Raw genomic sequence first — 17477 nt, 5'->3', positions numbered from 1 at the left:
CGGATCGCGACGAGCTAAAGACTCATATTTGAAATTACTTATATTGAATTCATCGTATGGAAGAAATTTCCCGACAGCCGTCCGCAGCGGCCTGACATGCGCGCAGAAATTGCTTGTTTATTGCGTTATGGCTGGATCGAAGCGTGCCAACGGCGGAACGATTTTCCGACGTTCTGATGACAGGTGGCGATGCACCCAGAGCAAGGACGTTGCTGGGACAGGGTGCAATTCATCCCGTGTCGCGATACCGGCAATGCGCTTGTCTTCAAGCAGCGGCGGCGCCATTGCTGCCGAGTGCTCAGCTGCTTGGATCGGCCGTGATGCGGTGCGACAAGCCCACGTTGCCGCGAGCGATTTGCGGGCCCGCACGTGCTGGCTGCTCTGCCGGCAAACGCCCATCGCGCGTGAGGCATCACGCGCGTGACGGCACTGTGGGTCTTGCGCTCAACCTTCCAGTGCAGCGAGCACCTCTGCATGCAGCTGCTCGGCGCCGCTTTCGGTATTGAAGCGTGCAAAGATTTCCTCGCCGGAGAGCAGGCCGACCCGGACCGAGTGGCAATACGAGCCGAAGTTTTCGCCTGCATTGAAGGGGTCGCTGATGACGGAGATATGGTTGAGGCGGACCCGGGTGGTGCCGAACTTGATGAACATCTGCAATCTCCTGTGTGAGCGCCCAGTTTCCCATGTTGTCGGGCGGTGCAGAAGCCGGCCTCACGCATCCATCGACCCAGCACGTACACTGCCGTGCCCTGAAACCGAGCTCGCCCGATGTCCGATCCGATCCGTCTCGACAAATGCGTGGCCGCGCTGTTCGGCTGCTCGCGTGGCGAGGCGCAGCAATACATCGAAGGCGGCTGGGTCAGTGTGGACGGGGCCGTGGTCGAAGAGCCGCAAGCCTTGGCCACTGCAGCGCAGGTGACGCTGGCGGAAGACGCCGTGCTCGCAGCTGCCGAGCCTGCCACGCTGCTGCTGCATAAACCGGCAGGCATGAGCGCCGAAGCGGCGCTGGCACTGGCCACGCCGGCAACGCGCAGCGCACTGGACCAGCTCGAAATGCGGGTGCTGAAGCGGCACTTCCTGCGCTTGAACGCGCCGCTGCCGCTGGAGGACGAGGCGAGCGGCTTGCTGGTGCTGAGCCAGGACGGCCGCGTGCTGCGCAGGCTCAGTGCCGATGCGACCTCGATCGAACAGGAATTTCTGGTGGAGGTGCGTGGTGAGCTGCGCCCGTATGGCATGGCGCGGCTTGCTCATGGTCTGGTGTATCAGCAGCGCAGCCTGTCGCCTTGCAAGGTGAGCTGGCAGAACGAGGAGCGCCTGCGGTTCGCGATCAAGCATGTGCAACCCGGCCAGCTGCGTTACATGTGCGCTGAGGTGGGGCTGGAGGTGGTCAGCATCCGACGCCTGCGCGTGGGCCGTGTATCGCTGGGCAAGCTGGCCATCGGTGAGTGGCGCTATCTGCCGACAGGCGAGCGGTTTTGATCGGCGTCGGTTTTCTGCGCGCCTAGCCGCAACGCGGTCGTCTGCCGATGCTGGTGACACGACATGTGCATCAAATGCCGCGCAGCCTGAACGCAGCGATGTCGCTGCGGGGCCTCGTTTTCCAGACAGCGTTAGCACTGCTGCGCTGTTACGCGGGAAGTAGTGTGTGTTAGCCGTGCCAGGCAGAGGCCGGCCTGGACCGGCGCCCGATATCAGCAACTCAGGGTAAGTGCGCATCGAGCGCGGGATATGTCGCATCCCGATGTCTGGCGCGCTTCCTGTGTTGCTTACTTCTTGTTGCGCTTCTTCTTGGCGCGGGTCACCAGCCAGAACACCACGGCAATCACGCCGATAACCAGAATGACGAAGGCCGGTGACAGAAACGAATTGTCGCCCATGGGAATTTCCTGAAAGTCTTCGCAGCCAAGTGCTGCACTGACATCAGCCTAGCGAGCGGCCTGCTTGATGGCGTGAAATACACTGCATTCGTCCCTGGCAGCAGCGGTGCATCGCCATCCGCGCAAGAGCACGCTATAGCTGCGAGCGCGCTTGCTCGGCATCTGCCTGCCGGTGCTGCCGTGGAGATACCGGCGCAATGATGCTGTGCTGGCGGCAACGGCAAACCGATAAGTCTCAAGTCACAAGCGCATAGGCAGCAGCGTTTGGAGATCGCTGTGCAGGTGATCAATTTGATGCGCATGCAACGCCGGCGCTTGAGCTCAGCCACGATGAGCATCAGCACAAATCGAGCTGCAGGACAGATCGAGCTGCAGGTTGGAGCTCGTGACGTTGGAGCTCGGACACAGGGCTGGCGTGTCACCGAGCAGTTCGACTGCAAACCCAAGTGAGCCGTCTGCGCCTGCGCGAATGACTCTTTGTCCGAGTAAAGCGCGCGCAGCCAGGCTGATGGACGAACAACTCACCACGATGTGGGAGCCGCTTGCCCGGTGCCGGCAATGTCCCGGCAGGGGCGTGCTCAGCGCCCCGCGAGTTGAGCGGCCCAACAGGCCTCGCGTCCGGTGGCTGCAGTCTAAATGAGGTGTGCATCACGTAAATCGGGGCCGCGCCGACAGCTTGTCGGGTCATCCCCGACAAGTGTCGTGCGGTCCGGCTGCACCCGCACCCGGGCGCAGCCTTGTCAGGTCACGGGAAGCTCGCGCTGCAGCGGAAGCCGGCGCAATCGATCTGTACCGTACTGCCGCCAGTGCAACTGGCGGTGAAGCGCGTGGCGCTGCGCGCCTGCACCGCGCCGCAACTCAGGCCAGTGCTGATGCCCTGCGCGCGCGTCATGGCCGATTCGGTGGACATCGCCGGGCCTGCAGGTGCAACGGTGGCTGCGGCGTTGCCGGCTGGTGCTGCTGCGCTGGCCGGTGCAGGCGGGGCGACATCGCCTGCCAGCGGCAGCGTGATCGCTCCGCCGGGCGAATTGCCGCCGCTGGAATCGGTTGCTGCGACAGCGCGCCCTTGTGCGTTGTCGCCCTGCAACGGTTGGCCGCGGTCCTCGCGGTGGCGGTCGAAGCTCAGCGTCTGTCCGAATACCAGCTGGATCCAGCTCGGGTAGGTGTAGCCGGTCCCTTTGCTGTGGTCGACGATGGCGCCAATCGCGCCGCCGATCAGGATGTTGCCCCAGATCCCGATGTTGGCGCGCGAGATGGAGCGGCCGGCGGCATCGCGCTGACCGGGCAGCACGCAGCTGACCTCCAGATCGCGCGAGGACCGATGTACCTGCACGGTCTGCCCGGACTTCAGGGTGAACCGGCCCTTGTCGTTGCTGAGCGCGCAGTCGGCGCCAGCGATGACGTGCCCGTCGGCGGTCTTGGTATCCACACGGATGGGCTGGGTCGCGTCGTTCATGACCGTCGCGCAACCGCTCAACGCAGCCATGGCAATGGCTGCGGTCACTAGGTGTTTCATGTTGTCCCCTGGCGTAAGACATGGTCGGGCCAGGTGGGCATGGCGCCGCGTCCCTGGCACAACCGTGTCGTGATCAATCCCCAATGCCGACGCATCGCGCCGGCCGCCACTTCATACCGGGATTATGGGTCGCCGTCCAGTCGCGACCGTCTGCGTCATGCAACCGGGGTGGAGAGCACCCGGTGCTTGGCCATCACGCTGCGGATCGCGCTCAACAACTGCTCAGGGGTATAGGGCTTTTCGAGGAAGGCCACGCCGTCCGGCAGGATCTCTTCCACATATTCGACCGCCAGGCCGGAGGTCAGCAGCACCGGCAGGTTGTAGGGCGCGTGCGCCGTCTTGAGCGCCAGGTCCACGCCGGTCAGCCCGCCCGGGAAATGGATGTCGGAAAACAGCACATCCACGCGTGGGTCGCTTTCGATCAGGGTCAGCGCCTCTTCGACCGAGCCTGCACTACGGCAGGTAAAACCATAGCTTTCCAGTACAAGGCAGCTGAGTTGTCGGGTGCCATCGCCATCTTCGACGACAAATACAACTGGCCGTTCCTTGTTCTGTGACATGAGCACGTCTCGTAAGGCAGGCCACATTCTCAGCGATGCGGCAGTGAACCCTCTGTCAACGCAGACGGAGCCGTACGGTTACCAGCCGAACGGGCCGGGGCCATAGCCGCCGGGGCCGTAGCGCGGCCCGAACAAAGCGCCTTCGCCGCGTCCGACGCTGATGCTGACGCCGATCTGGTGTGCCTTGCCGTCGTCGTCGTAATAGGTCTTGCAGGAATTCAGGTTGACGGCCTGCCAGTTGCTGTTGCCGCCGCGGTTTGAATAGCCCATGCCGGTTTCGACCGCGCCATGTAGCTTGCCCTGGCACTGCTCGGCGCGTTCGGCGGCAAGCGAGGCCGCGCTGGGGCGGCTCAGCGCAGGCTTGGGGCCGCTCTTGTCGCCGTAGAAGGTGCCCGGCGGGTCGGTGCTGTATTCCGGGTCGGAGCGGTACTGCACCGGGGCTTGCGGAACGCTCAGGTCCAGCGACCGCGCCGACCCCGGCTCGGCACTGCTCTCGCCGGCCTGGGCAAGTGCGCTGCCGGCGGCAAACAGAGTGGCCAGGACAAGCAGGCTGCGTTTCATGGGTGGACTCTACTCAAGAGGGACTGACAGCGCGTGCCAGATCGCCTTGTGAAACTAGCAATGGCTGATTGAATGCGCGCTGTCGATTCTGCGGATTTTTGTGCCAGCGCCGCCACCGCGATGACACATGCCGTTGCATCAGCCCTGCTCGCGCACGATCTCGATCAGTTGCGCGCCATAGCGGGCCAGTTTGCCGCCACCGATACCACCGACACGCGACAGTGCATCGATGCTGGTCGGCCGCTGTTCGGCGATATTGCGCAGCGTGCTGTCGTGGAAGATCACGAAGGCCGGCACGTTCTGCTCCTTGGCCAGCTCCGCGCGCAGGCCGCGCAAGGCATTGAACAGCACCAGATCCTGCGGCTGCACCGGCAGGCCGGTCCGCTGCGCGCTGCGCTCGCGCCCGGCAGCCGGGTTCTCGCGCCGCATCATCACCTGGCGCTCGCCCTTGAGCACCTGGCGGCTGGCATCGGTCAGGCGCAGCCCGCCGTGGCCCTCGCTGTCGACCTCCAGCAGGCTGGCTGCCACCAGCTGGCGGAACACCCCGCGCCAGGTGCGCTCGTCCAGGTCGCGGCCGATGCCGTAGGTACTCAGCTGGTCGTGGCCGAGCTGCTTGATGCGCTCGTTCTCGCTGCCGCGCAGGATGTCGATCAGGTGGCCCACACCGAAGCGCTGCCCGCTGCGGTACACGCAACTGAGCGCCTTCTGCGAGGCCACCGTGGCGTCCCAGGCGGCAGCCGGCGTCAGGCAGTTGTCGCAGTTGCCGCAGGGCTTGGGATAGGTCTCGCCGAAGCCGGCCAGCAGCACCTGGCGGCGGCATTGCATCGATTCGCAGTAGCCGAGCAGGTGATCGAGCTTGGCGCGCTCCAGCCGCTTGCGCTCCTCGGCCGCTTCGCCCTGTTCGATCATCTGCTTGAGCAGCACCACATCGCCCAGGCCATAGCAGAGCCAGGCCTCGGCGGGGTCGCCATCGCGGCCGGCGCGGCCGGTTTCCTGGTAGTAGCCTTCCAGCGATTTGGGCAGGTCCACATGCGCCACGAAGCGCACGTCCGGCTTGTCGATACCCATGCCGAAGGCGATCGTGGCGGCCATGATGATGCCGTCCTCGCGCAGGAAGCGGCGCTGGTTTTCCGCGCGCACCTCGGCGGGCAGGCCGGCGTGGTAGGGCAGGGCGTTGAATCCCTGCGAGCACAGATACTGCGCGGTCTCCTCGACCTTGCGCCGCGACATCGCATAGACGATGCCGGCAGAGCCGCGGTGGCGGCCCAGGAACTCCTGCAGCTGCTTGCGCGCGTTGTCCTTCTGCACCACGGTGTAACGGATGTTGGGGCGGTCGAAGGAGCTGACGAAGTGGCGCGCGTCGACCAGGTCCAGGCGTTCGGCGATCTCGCGTTGGGTCGGCGGATCGGCGGTAGCGGTCAGCGCCATGCGCGGGATATGCGGCCAGCGTTCGTGCAGCACCGTGAGCTGGCGGTATTCGGGGCGGAAATCGTGGCCCCATTGCGAGACGCAATGCGCCTCGTCGATGGCGAACAGCGCGATGCGGCTGCGTTCCAGCAAGGACAGGAAGCGCGGATTCAGCAGGCGCTCCGGGGCGACGTAGAGCAGGTCCAGGTCGCCCGACAGCAGAGCACGTTCGACCCGCTGGGCGTTCTCCGCGTCCAGCGTGGAGTTGAGGAATTCGGCGCGCACGCCGAGCTGGCGCAAGGCCTCGACCTGGTCCTGCATCAGCGCGATCAGCGGCGAGACCACAATGCCGATGCCGTCGCGCAACAGCGCCGGCACTTGATAGCACAGCGACTTGCCACCACCGGTGGGCATCAGCACCAGGGCATCGTTACCCGCAGCGACGTGTTCGACAATGGCTTGCTGTGGGCCGCGGAAGTCGTCGTAACCGAAGACGCGGCTGAGCAGTTCGTGGGCGGGGGAAGACATCCGCTTAGGATACCGCGCGGGTCAAGCCCTGGTCGGTGTCAGGCCGGCGGTGTTGCGCAATGGTGCGTCGGGGATTGCCGCGATGTGGCGGGTGCGCCCACGAGTGCTGATGCGGGCGTTGTCGGGTAGGGGCGTGCGGCGTGGAAAATGGCCGGTGGCCGAGCGTTGCTTAAGGCGACTGGAGCTTCGCTCCGTACGCTCACCCCAAGCCCCGCCTCGCGCCCCGGCCCGCGCTTGCGGCGCGGGCGCTCCAAGGCACGCGCGCCCATGGCGCGCCAGCAGTGCCTCCTCCTCCCGAGGGGAGAGGGGCTCTGTGTCTAGCTTATGGAGCAGGAGCCCAAGGTTTCGGCGCAGCGAAGCCTTGGGCAAACCCGCAGGGGTGAAGCCCAGGGGATTACTGCAGCAGCGAACGCAGCATCCAGGCGTACTTCTCGTGGGTCTGCAGGCGCTGGGTCAGCAGGTCCACGGTCGGATCGTCGCCGGCGTCGTCGGCGGTACCCAGCACCTTGCGTGCGGTGCGGCAGACCGCCTCGTTGCCGCTGACGAGCTGGCGCACCATTTCACGCCAGTCGGCGCTGTCGCTCAGCCCCTGTTCTTCCGGGATCGAGGTCAGGGCGACGAACTCGCTGTAGGAGCCCGGTGCGTTGTAGCCCAGCGCGCGGATGCGCTCGGCCACTTCGTCCAGCGCGGCCCACTGCTCGGTGTACTGGGTCTCGAACATGGTGTGCAGCGAGTTGAACATCGACCCGGTGACATTCCAGTGGAAGTTGTGGGTCTTCAGATACAAGGTGAAGGCGTCAGCCATGTAGCGGGCCAGACCGTCGGAGATCTGCTTGCGATCGCCGTCCTTGATCCCGATATCGATGTGTGGCGCCGATGCTGCGGCGACCGGCAGTGCACCCGCTGCTTCATTGATGACGACGGGCTTGTTGGCGTTCTTTTTCTTGGACATGGGAATGGTCCTCCTGAGGAACCTGATATCGGGTCACAATAGACAGGCTAAAGGATCTGTTGTCATTCAATCTTTCACATTTTTCCATCAATGAGCGCTATCGACACCGACCTTGCCAACACCTTGCGTGAGCGCCGCCGCGCCGTCGATGGCGCGATGAGCCGCGACCGGGGCCGGCTGCTCGGTCTATGGTCGCGCTGGCAAGGCAAGCCCGGCAACCCGCAGGTGCGCGCGGCGTTCGAGCAGGCGCTGGCGGCGTCGCAGGCGCAACGCCAGGCGCGCGCCGAGCAGCAGCCGGCCATCACGCTGGATCAGCAACTGCCGATCGCGCGCGAGGCCGAGCGCATCATCGCGCTGATCCGTGACCATCAAGTGGTTGTCATCGCCGGCGAAACCGGCTCGGGCAAGACCACCCAGCTGCCCAAGCTGTGCCTGGCGGCCGGGCGTGGTGCGGCCGGCATGATCGGCTGCACCCAGCCACGCCGGATCGCCGCGCGCGCGGTGGCGGCGCGGGTGGCCGAGGAGCTGAAGACGCCGTTGGGCACCACGGTGGGCTTCCAGGTGCGCTTCACCGACCGGGTCGGCGAGCAGTCGCGGATCAAGTTCATGACCGACGGCATCCTGCTGGCCGAGATCGCCAGCGACCGCTGGTTGTCGGCCTACGACACCATCATCGTGGACGAAGCGCACGAGCGCAGCCTCAACATCGATTTTTTGCTCGGCTATCTCAAGCAGTTGCTGCAAAAACGCTCCGATCTCAAGTTGATCGTCACCTCGGCCACCATCGATACCGAGCGCTTCGCCCAGCATTTCGACAATGCGCCGGTGATCAATGTGGAAGGCCGCACCTTCCCGGTCGAAGTGCGCTACCGGCCACTCGAAGGCGAGGCCGGCGGGGCCGACGACACTGGCGACGGCGAGCGTGGCAATGGCCGCGATGGCGAACGCACCGTCAACGATGCGATCGTGGCGGCGATCGACGAGATCACCCGCGTCGATCCGCGTGGCGATGTGCTGATGTTCCTGCCCGGCGAGCGCGAGATCCGCGATGCGCACCAGTCGCTGGAACGGCGCAAGTACCGCGAAACCGAAGTGGTGCCGCTGTACGCGCGGCTGTCGGCGGCCGACCAGGACCGCGTGTTCAACCCAGGGCCGCGTCGGCGCCTGGTGCTGGCCACCAATGTGGCCGAGACCTCGCTGACGGTGCCGCGCATCCGTTACGTGGTGGACCCAGGTTTTGCGCGGATCAAGCGCTACAGCCCGCGCCAGAAGCTGGACCGCCTGCATATCGAGCCGATCTCGCAGGCCAGCGCCAACCAGCGCATGGGCCGCTGCGGGCGCATTGCTGAGGGCATCTGTTACCGCCTGTATGCCGAAGCGGACTTTGCCGCGCGGCCGGCATTCACCGATCCGGAAATCCGCCGCTCGTCGCTGTCGGGCGTGATCCTGCGCATGCTGCAACTGGGGCTGGGGCGGATCGAGGATTTCCCGTTCCTGGAAGCGCCTGACGAGCGTGCGGTCGCCGATGGCTGGCAGCAGTTGCTCGAACTGGGCGCGATCGACGGCAACCGCCGCCTGACCGCGACCGGCCGCCAGATGGCGCGCCTGCCGGTGGACGTCAAGCTGGCGCGCATGCTGGTGGCTGCGCAACAGCATGGTTGCCTGCGCGAGATGATCATCATCGCCGCCTTCCTGGGCATCCAGGATCCGCGCGAGCGCCCGCCCGAGGCACGCGAAGCGGCCGACAACGCGCATGCGTTGTTTGCCGATGCACGCTCGGAATTCGTCGGCATCCTGCGCTTGTGGGAGGCCTACCGACAGGTGCACGAAGATCTCACCCAGTCCAAGCTGCGCGACTGGTGCAACCGGCATTTTCTCGGCTTCCTGCGCATGCGCGAATGGCGCGAGCTGCATCGGCAGCTGCGCCTGTTGTGCGAAGAGCTGGGTTGGAGCGAAGAGCCGGCCACCGCGATGCTGGCACCATTGCTGGCCGGTGCCAGCGCGCCTGCGCGCGAGGATGGGCACAACGCCAACCGGCCCACGCGCGGGCAGCTGCATCGCGCTGCGCGGCTGGCACGCGAAGGCAAGCCGGATCCGAACGCGCCACCTGCACAACACGCCTCTGCTGCTGCCGCCAGGCAGGCCGAAGCGGCCGAAGCGGCGGCACGCACCAGCGAGCGCGAGCGTGCAGCGGCGTATCAGGCCTTGCATCGCGCGCTGCTGGCCGGCCTGCCCACGCAGATCGGCCATCGCACCGAAAAAGGCGACTTTCTCGCCGCGCGGCAACGCCGGTTCGTGCCGTTCCCCGGCTCGGCACTGGCACGCAAGCCGCCGCCGTGGATTCTGGCGGCCACGCTGCTGGATACGCAAAAAGTCTGGGGCATGACCAATGCCGCGATCGAGCCGGACTGGGCGATCGCCGAGCTGGGACATCTGCTGGCACGCAAGCACTTCGACCCGCATTGGTCGCGTGCGCAGGGGCAGGTGGTGGCGTCCGAACAGATCAGCCTGTTCGGCCTGGTGCTGGCACCGAAGAAGCCGGTCCATTTCGGCAAGATCGATCCGGCCGGCGCGCATGACCTGTTCGTACGCCAGGGCCTGGTCACGGGCGAGATCAATACGCGTGCGGCGTTCATCGCCGACAACCTCAAGGTGCTGGAACAGGCGCGCGAAGAAGAAGCCAAGCTGCGCCGCGCAGGCATCGTGGCCGACGAGGACTGGCAGGCGCGCTGGTACCTGGACCGCATCCCGGCCGAACTGCATTCGGCCAGCGGGCTGGATGCGTGGTGGAAAACTCTGCCGCCGGACAAGCGCCGCAGCCTGCACTGGACATTGAACGACCTGTTGCCGGGCGAAGGCAGCGAGGCCGATCGTTTCCCGAAGTATTTCCCGCTGGGCGATGCGCGGTTGCCGCTGCATTACCGCTTCGAGCCGGGCGCCATCGATGACGGCGTGACGCTGGACGTGCCACTACACCTGCTCAACGCGCTGGATCCGGCACGGCTGTCGTGGCTGGCGCCGGGCTTCGTTGCCGACAAGGCATCGGCCTTGATTCGCAGCCTGCCCAAGGCGCAGCGGCGCAACTATGTGCCGGCCCCGGATTTCGGGCGCGCGTTCTACGAGGCCTACAGCATCGCCTCGGCCGACGACATCCGCGGCGAGCTGGCGCGCTTTCTGACCAAGACCACCGGTACGCAGGTGGCGGCGCTGGATTTCGACGAAGAGTCGCTGGACACGCATCTGCTGATGAACCTGCGGCTGCGCGATGACGACGGCAAAGTGCTGGCCGAGTCGCGCGATCTGGACGGATTGCGCGCCCGCTTTGGCGAGCGTGCCGGCCAGGCCTTCGCCGCGCGTGCAGGGCGCGCGCTGGCTGCCGAGGGCTTGCGCGATTTTCCGTCCACGCCGATTCCCGAACAGGTTGCCGGCGAAGCCGGCGTGCCGGCCTATCCGGCGCTGGTGGATCAGGGCGACGACGCGGCGTTGCGCATCTTTGCCGACCGCAATGAGGCGGCGCAGGCGCATCCGCGCGGCGTGCGCCGGCTGCTGGAAATCGCGCTGGCCGACAAGATCAAGCAGGCGCGCAAGCAGTTGCCGGTGTCGCCCAAGACCGGGCTGCTGTACGCGGCGATCGAGTCGCAGGAGCGCCTGCGCGGCGATCTGGTCGATGCCGCGCTCAACGCGGTGCTGGCCGATGGTCTGGGCGCGATCCGCGACCCCGGTGCCTTTGCCCAGCGCCGCGATGAGGCGATCAAGCGCCTGTTCGGCGAGGCGATGGAACGGCTGAAGCTGGCCGAAAGCATTCTCGCTGCGGTGGCCGAGCTCAAGCCCCTGCTGGAAGCGCCGTTGATGGGCTGGGCGCGCGGCAACCTGGACGATATGGAGCAGCAGCTGCGTGCGCTGGTGCACGCCGGCTTCCTGCGCGAAACACCGGCTGAGGCGCTGGCCAATTACCCGCGCTATCTCAAGGCGATGATCCTGCGGACCGAGCGCGCCAAACGCGACCCGGCCCGCGACCAGGCGCGCATGCTCGAACTCAAGCCGTTCGTGGATGCATTGGACCAGGCGGCTGCGCGTGGTCTGCAGCAACGTGATGAATGGCAGTCGCTGCGCTGGGACCTGGAGGAATTGCGCGTATCGGTATTCGCGCAGGAGCTGGGTGCCAAGTCGGGCGTGTCGGCGAAGAAGCTGTCACAGCGGGTGGCCGCGTTGCGCAACTGACTGGTGCCGGAGGCGCTGGTCCTGCCACCGACTGGTCACTCAGGCCAAGCACTGCGCCTTGAGCGGTGAACGCGACCCAGCGCGCAGTGGTCAGCTGGGCGTGGGCGATGCGCGGAACCGGCGTGTACACCCGGTACATGCCGGTTCCGGATATCGGCCGCACCGCCTGGCGGTGCGCGCCGTCCGGTTGCAAGCCGCTGTCAGAACTTCATGTGCAGGCTCGCCATGTAGCGGCGCCCGCTCCTGTAGCGGCCGGCCAGATGGTCGGTGTCGCCGAGATACTGCAGGTATTGCTCGTCCAGCAGGTTCTGCGCGTCGATCTGCAGCGACCAGTTCGGGCTGAACGCATAGCCGATGCTCGCGCCGAGTTCGGCGTAGTCATCCACGCTTGCCGGCGCGGCGCCGGCCACGTAACCGCCGGCCAGATAGCTGTCGCGCCAGTTGTAGGTCAGCCGTGCGTTGAGCGGGCCTTTTTCGTAGTACGGGCTGACTGCAACGCTGTTGCGCGACTGGTAGGGCAGGGCGTCGCCGGTGTTGTTTTCGCCATTGGCGTAGGTGTAGTTGGCGGTCAAGCCGAAGCCGCTGTCGCCGAACGGCTGCTGGAACGCGATGTTGAAGCCCTTGACCTTGCCATCGCCGGCATTGCGTGGCCGCTGGATGCTGTAATCGCAATAACCATCGGCGCTGCAGCCGTTGCTGCCGAGCAACTGCGCCCAGCTCTGCGGTGCGGTATCGCGCAGCGCGTTGTACTGGCGCTCCACGCTGGCGCTGGTGTCGATGTAGTTGTCGATCTTCTTGTAGAACAGCGACCACGCCACCACCGACTGCTGCGCGAAGTAATACTCGGCCGACAGGTTGAAGTTCCAGGATTCGTACGGCGACAGCTCGGCATTGCCGCCGCTGCCGGTCAGCGTGGTGTCGTTGAGGAAGGTGTTGTTGACCATCTGGTTGTACGCTGCCCAGGCGATCACCTTGGCCGCGGCAAAGCGGAACACCCAATCGTCGGCGGCCTCGTAGGAGAGCGTGAGCGAAGGCAGCAGGAAATCCTCCTTGCGCGTGCGGGTCTGCCACAGGCTGTCGGCGTTCTGCAGTGTGGGCGTGCCGCTATAGACGAAGCCGCTGCCCTCGGTTTTCGAATCGACATAACGCAGCCCGAGATTGCCGCGCAGGCCGCCGCCGGAGAAGTTCAATTGCGCATAGGCGGCGTTATTGGTCTGCTGCAGCGCCCAGGTGTTGTTGAGGTAGCTGGCCGGATCCGGCGCGCCGTAGTCGACCGGGCTGTTGCGGATCCAGTTCAGCACGTTGTTGCGGCCTGCCTGCACATGCCGGCCGTGGTCCGGATAGAAATCCTGCAGATCGGTCAGCCCGATCGTGCCCACGTCGGCCAGCGTGCCCGGCGTCACGCCGCCATAGACGTTGAGCTCGAAGCGCTCCTCATGCTTGCCATGGCGCACGCCCAGCAGCAGTTGGTTGAACACGCTGTCGAACTGCAGATTCAGATCGAGTTGGCCGTAGGTGTCTTTGCTCTCGGTGGAAAAGATGCCGTTATTGCCGAACCAGCCGCCAGCCGAGCCCCAGTTGGCCGGATCGCGCGCACGCGCCGGATCGTCGAAACGGATGCCGCGCCGCGTGTCCCAGCTGAAGCCGCCGTTGTAGAACGGCTCGATGAAATACTGCGACAGGTCCTTGTTCTCGGATCTGCTTTGGCCCACCTGCCCATTCAATCCCCAGCCATCGCCGCGGAATGCGCCGCGCAGGTCCAGGCCCTTGGTGGTGACTTCCGATTCGCGCACGTTGTTGTCGTAGATCACGGTGCCGCCGAGCGGGTCGGCATTGGCGCCGGAATGCCCGCTGGTCACCACGCCATTGCGCAGGCCGCCGAGTTGGTCCACCGCCGCCACCGTGCCGGCATTCCAGGTCAAAAAGCTGTACATCGACTGGTTGTAGTTGTCGAAGTTCTCGTTGATGTACAGGCCGCTGAGGTTGAATTCCAGCGCCTGGCTGGGCTTGAGCTGCAGGTTGACCACGGCGCTGTCGCGCTCGCGATCCTGCTGGAACCAGGCCGCGTTGATCGAGTTGGGCACGTCCGCATCGGCGGGCACGCCGCCTGCGGCATTGGCGAAGGTGCTGGCCGGCACATAGCCGAACACTTCCATACCGCGACGATCGACGCGTTCTTCGTAATGCTGCGCCGACACCGCGACGCCGAAGGTGTCGGCCGCGTTCTTCCAGCTATACAGCAGCGCCGCGTTCGGCTTGCCCTCGCTGGCCTGCGCGCTGTAGCTGTAGCCGATGGAGGCGGCCACCTCGTTGACGTCCAGGTCCAGCGGTTGCCGGGTGTGCATCAACACGGTGCCACCCAGGCTGCCTTCGGTCAGGCGCGCTTCGGAGGATTTGAGGATTTCCGCGCGGCCCAGGATCTGCGGCGCCAGCAAGGTGTAGTCGAATCCGCGGCTGGGTTGTTCGCCGTAGAGCCAGATCGCCTGCGCCACCGGGTGGCCGTCCAGGAAGGACAGATTGAGGCTGGGGTCGGTGCCGTCGATGCTGACGCGCTCGCCCTGGCCAAAGCGCCGGTCCAGGGTGACGCCGGGAATCTGCGACAGCGCCTCGGCCACGTTGGTGCTTGGAAACTTGCCGATGTCTTCGGCGGTGATGGCTTCGGAAATGCCGGCGTTGTTGCGTTTGGTGTCGAGCGATTTTTCCAGGCTGGCACGGATGCCGACCACCTGCACGGCATCCAGATCGGTGGCCTGGTCGGCTGCGTCCTGGGCTTGGGCGGCGAATGCCAGCGACAACGCGATCGCGCTGGACAGCAGGGTGGTGCTGTATTTCATGATGTCTCTCCTCATCACGCACGGGGATGGACGGCGGGCTGCTGCTCGCCGGATGCGGGGTCTTGCAGACGCGCGCTCGGGACCGGGCGCGTGGTGGATCGCTTACGTCAGGTCAGCGTGGTGTTGCAGATACCAGTTGGCCGCGCCGAGCACGCCCAGTTGCCCGTGCTCGACCAGCTTGACCGGAATGCGTTCGAGTACCGCGCGCATGCGTCCTTTGGCCAGAAAACGCTCGCGAAAACGGCTGTTCTGCAGGAACGGCCCGATCGTCGGCAAAAAGCCGCCGGCCAGATAGATGCCGCCGGCGGCGCCGTAGGCCAGCGCCATGTCGCCGACCGCGCTGCCCAAGATGGCGCAAAAGACCTGCAGGCAATCGCGTGCCAATGCATCGTCTTCGTGCAGCGCGGCATGCGTGATCGCGGCCGGCAGCCGATGGCGGGGCGTGGCGCCCTGCAGTTCGCACAGGGCGTTGTACAGATGCAGCAGGCCTGGCCCGGACAGCACATGTTCCAGCGGCAGATAGCGCTCGCCACGCAGCAGGATCCGCAGCACCTGCAGTTCCATCTCGTCGTTGCTGGCCAGGGCGACCTGGCCGGCCTCGGTGGCGAGCACGATCGCGCGTGGCCTGGCATCGATCCAGACCGCCGCACCCAGCCCGGTGCCGGGGCCGACCACCAGGATGGGGCCGCTGGCGCGTGCATGCCGCGGCGTCGGCCCACTCAGTTGCAGCGCGGCACGTTGTTCCATCAGCGGTGCGGCGTAAGCCACCGCTTCGAAATCGTTGACCAGGTGCACGCTGGGCACGGCAAGCGCAGCGCGAATGCGGCCAGGCGAAATCGTCCACGGCAGGTTGTTGCTGATGAAGCTGCCATCGTCCAGCGCCACCCCGGCACTGGCGATCACCACCGCCTCGACGTCGTGCCGTGGCTGCAGGAAGTCGGCAAGGATGGCGTCCAGACTGGCGTGTTCTGCGCAGCGGTAGGTGCGGTAATGCGACAACTCGGTCGCAGCAGTACCCGCCCGCGCGATGTGGCCGACCCGCACATGCGTGCCACCCACGTCGGCCGCGATGAAGCCGGTGGCAACCGGTGCGGTGGGCAAGCCAGAAGCGAGAGCAGAACGCGAAGTCGCAGCCACGTGCAGTCCTTTGGAGTCGTCCGAGCGGCCAATGCGATCGGCGAGTAGCGGCCTGTGTAGAAGTTGGTGACAACGATGTCAATGGTTCAGTCGGGTTGGATCGATCTTGCTGGCGGACTCAAGTGCAAAATCGCCCGTTTCAGGGCTGTCTGCATGGGTGTGATTGCGCAGTGCGGGAGCGCGCGCACGCGCCACCGCGCCACTGCGCCGTCACAACGGTCGGGTCTGTTGTCGCCATCTGGACGCTGAGCGGCTCCGACATCGCTCCGTGGCATCGACATTGGCTTCGGCGGTCGCTACCGCCAGCTTGTTTGCGTCAGCGCTCCGCGTAGTCGCTGGCTCAGCGCGCAGCCGCCGCAGAGGCAGCGCCCGGCAAGGTGCTGCAGGCCGCGCCGTCGCTGGGTGGCGCCTGCGTCGGGTAGTGCTGCTTGCCGAGCACGTAGGTCTGGCTGGTGGCGACGAAGCCGTCCGCGTAGGTGGCTTCGACGAAGTACGCGCTCCAGCCGGCATCGGGAATCTGCACCGGTACCGATGCCGTGTTGCCGCGTGCAGGCGCGATCGGCGTGGCGCTGTAACGAATGCCGCAGGCATAGCGGAAATCGCGCGCCGCCGGGTTGCGCGCCTGCCACAGACGCAACTGCGCAGGGCGCTCGGACGACTGGAAGCGGATCTGCGGGTGTTCGCCTGTGTGCAGGGAATCGCGCACCTTTGGCAATGCACGCTGCTGCTGCAGCCGGGTCACGAAGGGCACCAGGCTGTCGACGATGGAAGCGCGGATGCCGTTATGCGCGCTGTTGGGCACCATGCGCAGCGCCTTGCTGCCGGGCAGCGCGTCGTAGAAGAACTGCGTGTTGTCCGGCAGGAAGAAATCGTCGCCGCTGGCATTGACGATGTACTTGGGCACGGCCAGGCGTTTGCGCTGCGGCGTGTGCAGATAACTCAGCGGGTCCTGCAGTTGCACCAGCTGCGCAAATGCCGGCGTGTGCAGCTGCGCGGTGATTCCCTGCCTGGCGTAGGCGCCGAATGCGATCGGCCAGTTGCCGCCATAGGCCCGGGACATGTGCTCGAGCACGGCCGGCATATTGAGGATGTCGATCACGAACGGCACCACGGCCTCCACGCGCGCATCGGCGATGGTGGCGTGCCAGCCGGCCCAGCCACGTTTGGAGGCGCCGGCGAGGATGAAGCGATGAATCTGCAACGGCGCCAATTCGCGTTCGGCCAGGCTCATGGTGCGCGCGATCGCCGCGGCCATCGGTACGTGCAGCGGCATGGTCTTGCGTCGTTGCGGCGATGCCAGGAACAGCGACCAGCTGTAGGCGACGCTGTCGTCCTCGCGGCGCGGCATGCCATCGTTGCGATAGGTCAGTGCCTGGCTGGGCAGATCGCCGAGCGCGATCACCACGGTGCGGCTGCGCCGCGCCAATGCGGCCAGGGCCTCGGGCGGCAATTCGCTGGGCGGTTGTGGCGCGCCGCCATCGACGGGATGACGGGTGCCATTGGTGGAGATCAGCAGCGCACGCGTCGGCAACGCATCTGCCGGGACGTAGATCGCCACATCGTGCTGCCAGCTGGCCGGCTGCACCAGGTCCTCCGGCGACCACTGCTGCGAGGTCAGCAGGTAATCGCGCCTTTCGACACCGTCCACCGTGCGGGTGGCCACGCGCCGGTAGACCAGCGGTTGGCGCTCGATGGCATCGTGATAGCACACCAGCGCCTGGTCGATACCGACCTCGGGCGCATCGGCGCACTGCTGCGCTGACAGGGTGGGCGCAGTGGCCGCATCGGCAGGCGCAACGCCTGCGAACCAGGCCAGCGACGCCAGCAATGCCAGGCTGCAACATGGCATCCAACGCATGCGTGTTCTCCGGGTGGCCTGCTCAG

The 17477-nt window shown here is 65.9% G+C and carries 11 protein-coding genes; 2 read left to right on the top strand and 9 right to left on the bottom strand.

Annotation, left to right across the window (positions count from 1 at the left end; translation table 11 throughout):
* Positions 1–444 precede the first annotated feature (444 nt).
* Positions 445–651, bottom strand: a complete 207-nt coding sequence (locus DGN21_RS14590) for a hypothetical protein (RefSeq protein ID WP_016904346.1) — start codon at positions 649–651, stop codon at positions 445–447.
* A 117-nt stretch (positions 652–768) separates the two neighbouring features.
* Between DGN21_RS14590 and DGN21_RS14585 the strand changes: the two genes are divergently transcribed.
* Positions 769–1479 (top strand): rRNA pseudouridine synthase, encoded by a 711-nt coding sequence (locus DGN21_RS14585; protein WP_016904347.1) that lies wholly within the window; start codon positions 769–771, stop codon positions 1477–1479.
* 1143 nt (positions 1480–2622) lie between these two features.
* Here DGN21_RS14585 and DGN21_RS14580 read toward each other — a convergent pair.
* From DGN21_RS14580 to DGN21_RS14560, 5 genes are all read right to left on the bottom strand, one after another.
* The gene (locus DGN21_RS14580; protein ID WP_237474915.1) at positions 2623–3333 is read right to left on the bottom strand and encodes a hypothetical protein; all 711 of its coding nucleotides are present in this window, start codon (positions 3331–3333) and stop codon (positions 2623–2625) included.
* A 215-nt stretch (positions 3334–3548) separates the two neighbouring features.
* Positions 3549–3953 (bottom strand): response regulator, encoded by a 405-nt coding sequence (locus tag DGN21_RS14575; RefSeq protein ID WP_039816233.1) that lies wholly within the window; start codon positions 3951–3953, stop codon positions 3549–3551.
* Between the two features lie 78 nt (positions 3954–4031).
* Positions 4032–4514: a hypothetical protein gene (locus DGN21_RS14570; RefSeq protein WP_046343838.1), complete on the bottom strand. Its 483-nt coding sequence runs from the start codon at positions 4512–4514 to the stop codon at positions 4032–4034.
* 138 nt (positions 4515–4652) lie between these two features.
* Positions 4653–6449, bottom strand: coding sequence for a DNA helicase RecQ (gene recQ, locus DGN21_RS14565; protein ID WP_039519542.1), 1797 nt, complete (start codon positions 6447–6449; stop codon positions 4653–4655).
* A 394-nt stretch (positions 6450–6843) separates the two neighbouring features.
* Positions 6844–7401, bottom strand: a complete 558-nt coding sequence (locus DGN21_RS14560; protein WP_024939933.1) for a Dps family protein — start codon at positions 7399–7401, stop codon at positions 6844–6846.
* 90 nt (positions 7402–7491) lie between these two features.
* Here DGN21_RS14560 and hrpA point away from each other — a divergent pair, with 90 nt between their 5' ends.
* Positions 7492–11622 carry an ATP-dependent RNA helicase HrpA gene (gene hrpA, locus DGN21_RS14555; RefSeq protein WP_160954767.1) on the top strand — a complete coding sequence of 1377 codons (4131 nt, stop codon included), beginning with the start codon at positions 7492–7494 and terminating at the stop codon, positions 11620–11622.
* Positions 11623–11822: 200 nt separating this feature from the next.
* Here the strand turns inward: hrpA and DGN21_RS14550 are convergent, their stop codons facing one another.
* The 3 genes from DGN21_RS14550 to DGN21_RS14540 all read right to left on the bottom strand — a co-directional run bounded on the left by DGN21_RS14550 (position 11823) and on the right by DGN21_RS14540 (position 17451).
* On the bottom strand, positions 11823–14456 hold the full coding sequence (locus DGN21_RS14550) for a TonB-dependent receptor (RefSeq protein ID WP_215824970.1): 2634 nt from the start codon (positions 14454–14456) through the stop codon (positions 11823–11825).
* Between the two features lie 102 nt (positions 14457–14558).
* A complete protein-coding gene (locus tag DGN21_RS14545; protein WP_184577672.1) occupies positions 14559–15593 on the bottom strand; it encodes a glucokinase family protein in 1035 nt (344 codons plus the stop codon).
* Positions 15594–15933: 340 nt separating this feature from the next.
* Complete coding sequence (locus DGN21_RS14540; protein WP_184577675.1) at positions 15934–17451, bottom strand: PhoPQ-activated protein PqaA family protein; 1518 nt, start codon at positions 17449–17451, stop codon at positions 15934–15936.
* Between the last annotated feature and the right edge of the window lie 26 nt (positions 17452–17477).

This window comes from Xanthomonas sp. MLO165 (assembly GCF_018831305.1).
GTDB lineage: Bacteria > Pseudomonadota > Gammaproteobacteria > Xanthomonadales > Xanthomonadaceae > Xanthomonas > Xanthomonas arboricola.
The sequence above is the reverse complement of the archived record's forward strand: the minus strand, read 5'-3'. Positions and strand labels throughout refer to the sequence as shown.

Excerpts from the sequence above, each read along its gene's own strand:
- DGN21_RS14570 (WP_046343838.1), bottom strand. The coding sequence starts at position 4,514 with ATGAAACGCAGCCTGCTTGTCCTGGCCACTCTGTTTGCCGCCGGCAGC.
- DGN21_RS14575 (WP_039816233.1), bottom strand. The coding sequence starts at position 3,953 with ATGTCACAGAACAAGGAACGGCCAGTTGTATTTGTCGTCGAAGATGGC.
- DGN21_RS14560 (WP_024939933.1), bottom strand. The coding sequence starts at position 7,401 with ATGTCCAAGAAAAAGAACGCCAACAAGCCCGTCGTCATCAATGAAGCA.
- DGN21_RS14585 (WP_016904347.1), top strand. The coding sequence starts at position 769 with ATGTCCGATCCGATCCGTCTCGACAAATGCGTGGCCGCGCTGTTCGGC.
- recQ (WP_039519542.1), bottom strand. The coding sequence starts at position 6,449 with ATGTCTTCCCCCGCCCACGAACTGCTCAGCCGCGTCTTCGGTTACGAC.
- DGN21_RS14550 (WP_215824970.1), bottom strand. The coding sequence starts at position 14,456 with ATGAAATACAGCACCACCCTGCTGTCCAGCGCGATCGCGTTGTCGCTG.
- DGN21_RS14540 (WP_184577675.1), bottom strand. The coding sequence starts at position 17,451 with ATGCGTTGGATGCCATGTTGCAGCCTGGCATTGCTGGCGTCGCTGGCC.
- DGN21_RS14580 (WP_237474915.1), bottom strand. The coding sequence starts at position 3,333 with ATGAACGACGCGACCCAGCCCATCCGTGTGGATACCAAGACCGCCGAC.
- hrpA (WP_160954767.1), top strand. The coding sequence starts at position 7,492 with ATGAGCGCTATCGACACCGACCTTGCCAACACCTTGCGTGAGCGCCGC.
- DGN21_RS14590 (WP_016904346.1), bottom strand. The coding sequence starts at position 651 with ATGTTCATCAAGTTCGGCACCACCCGGGTCCGCCTCAACCATATCTCC.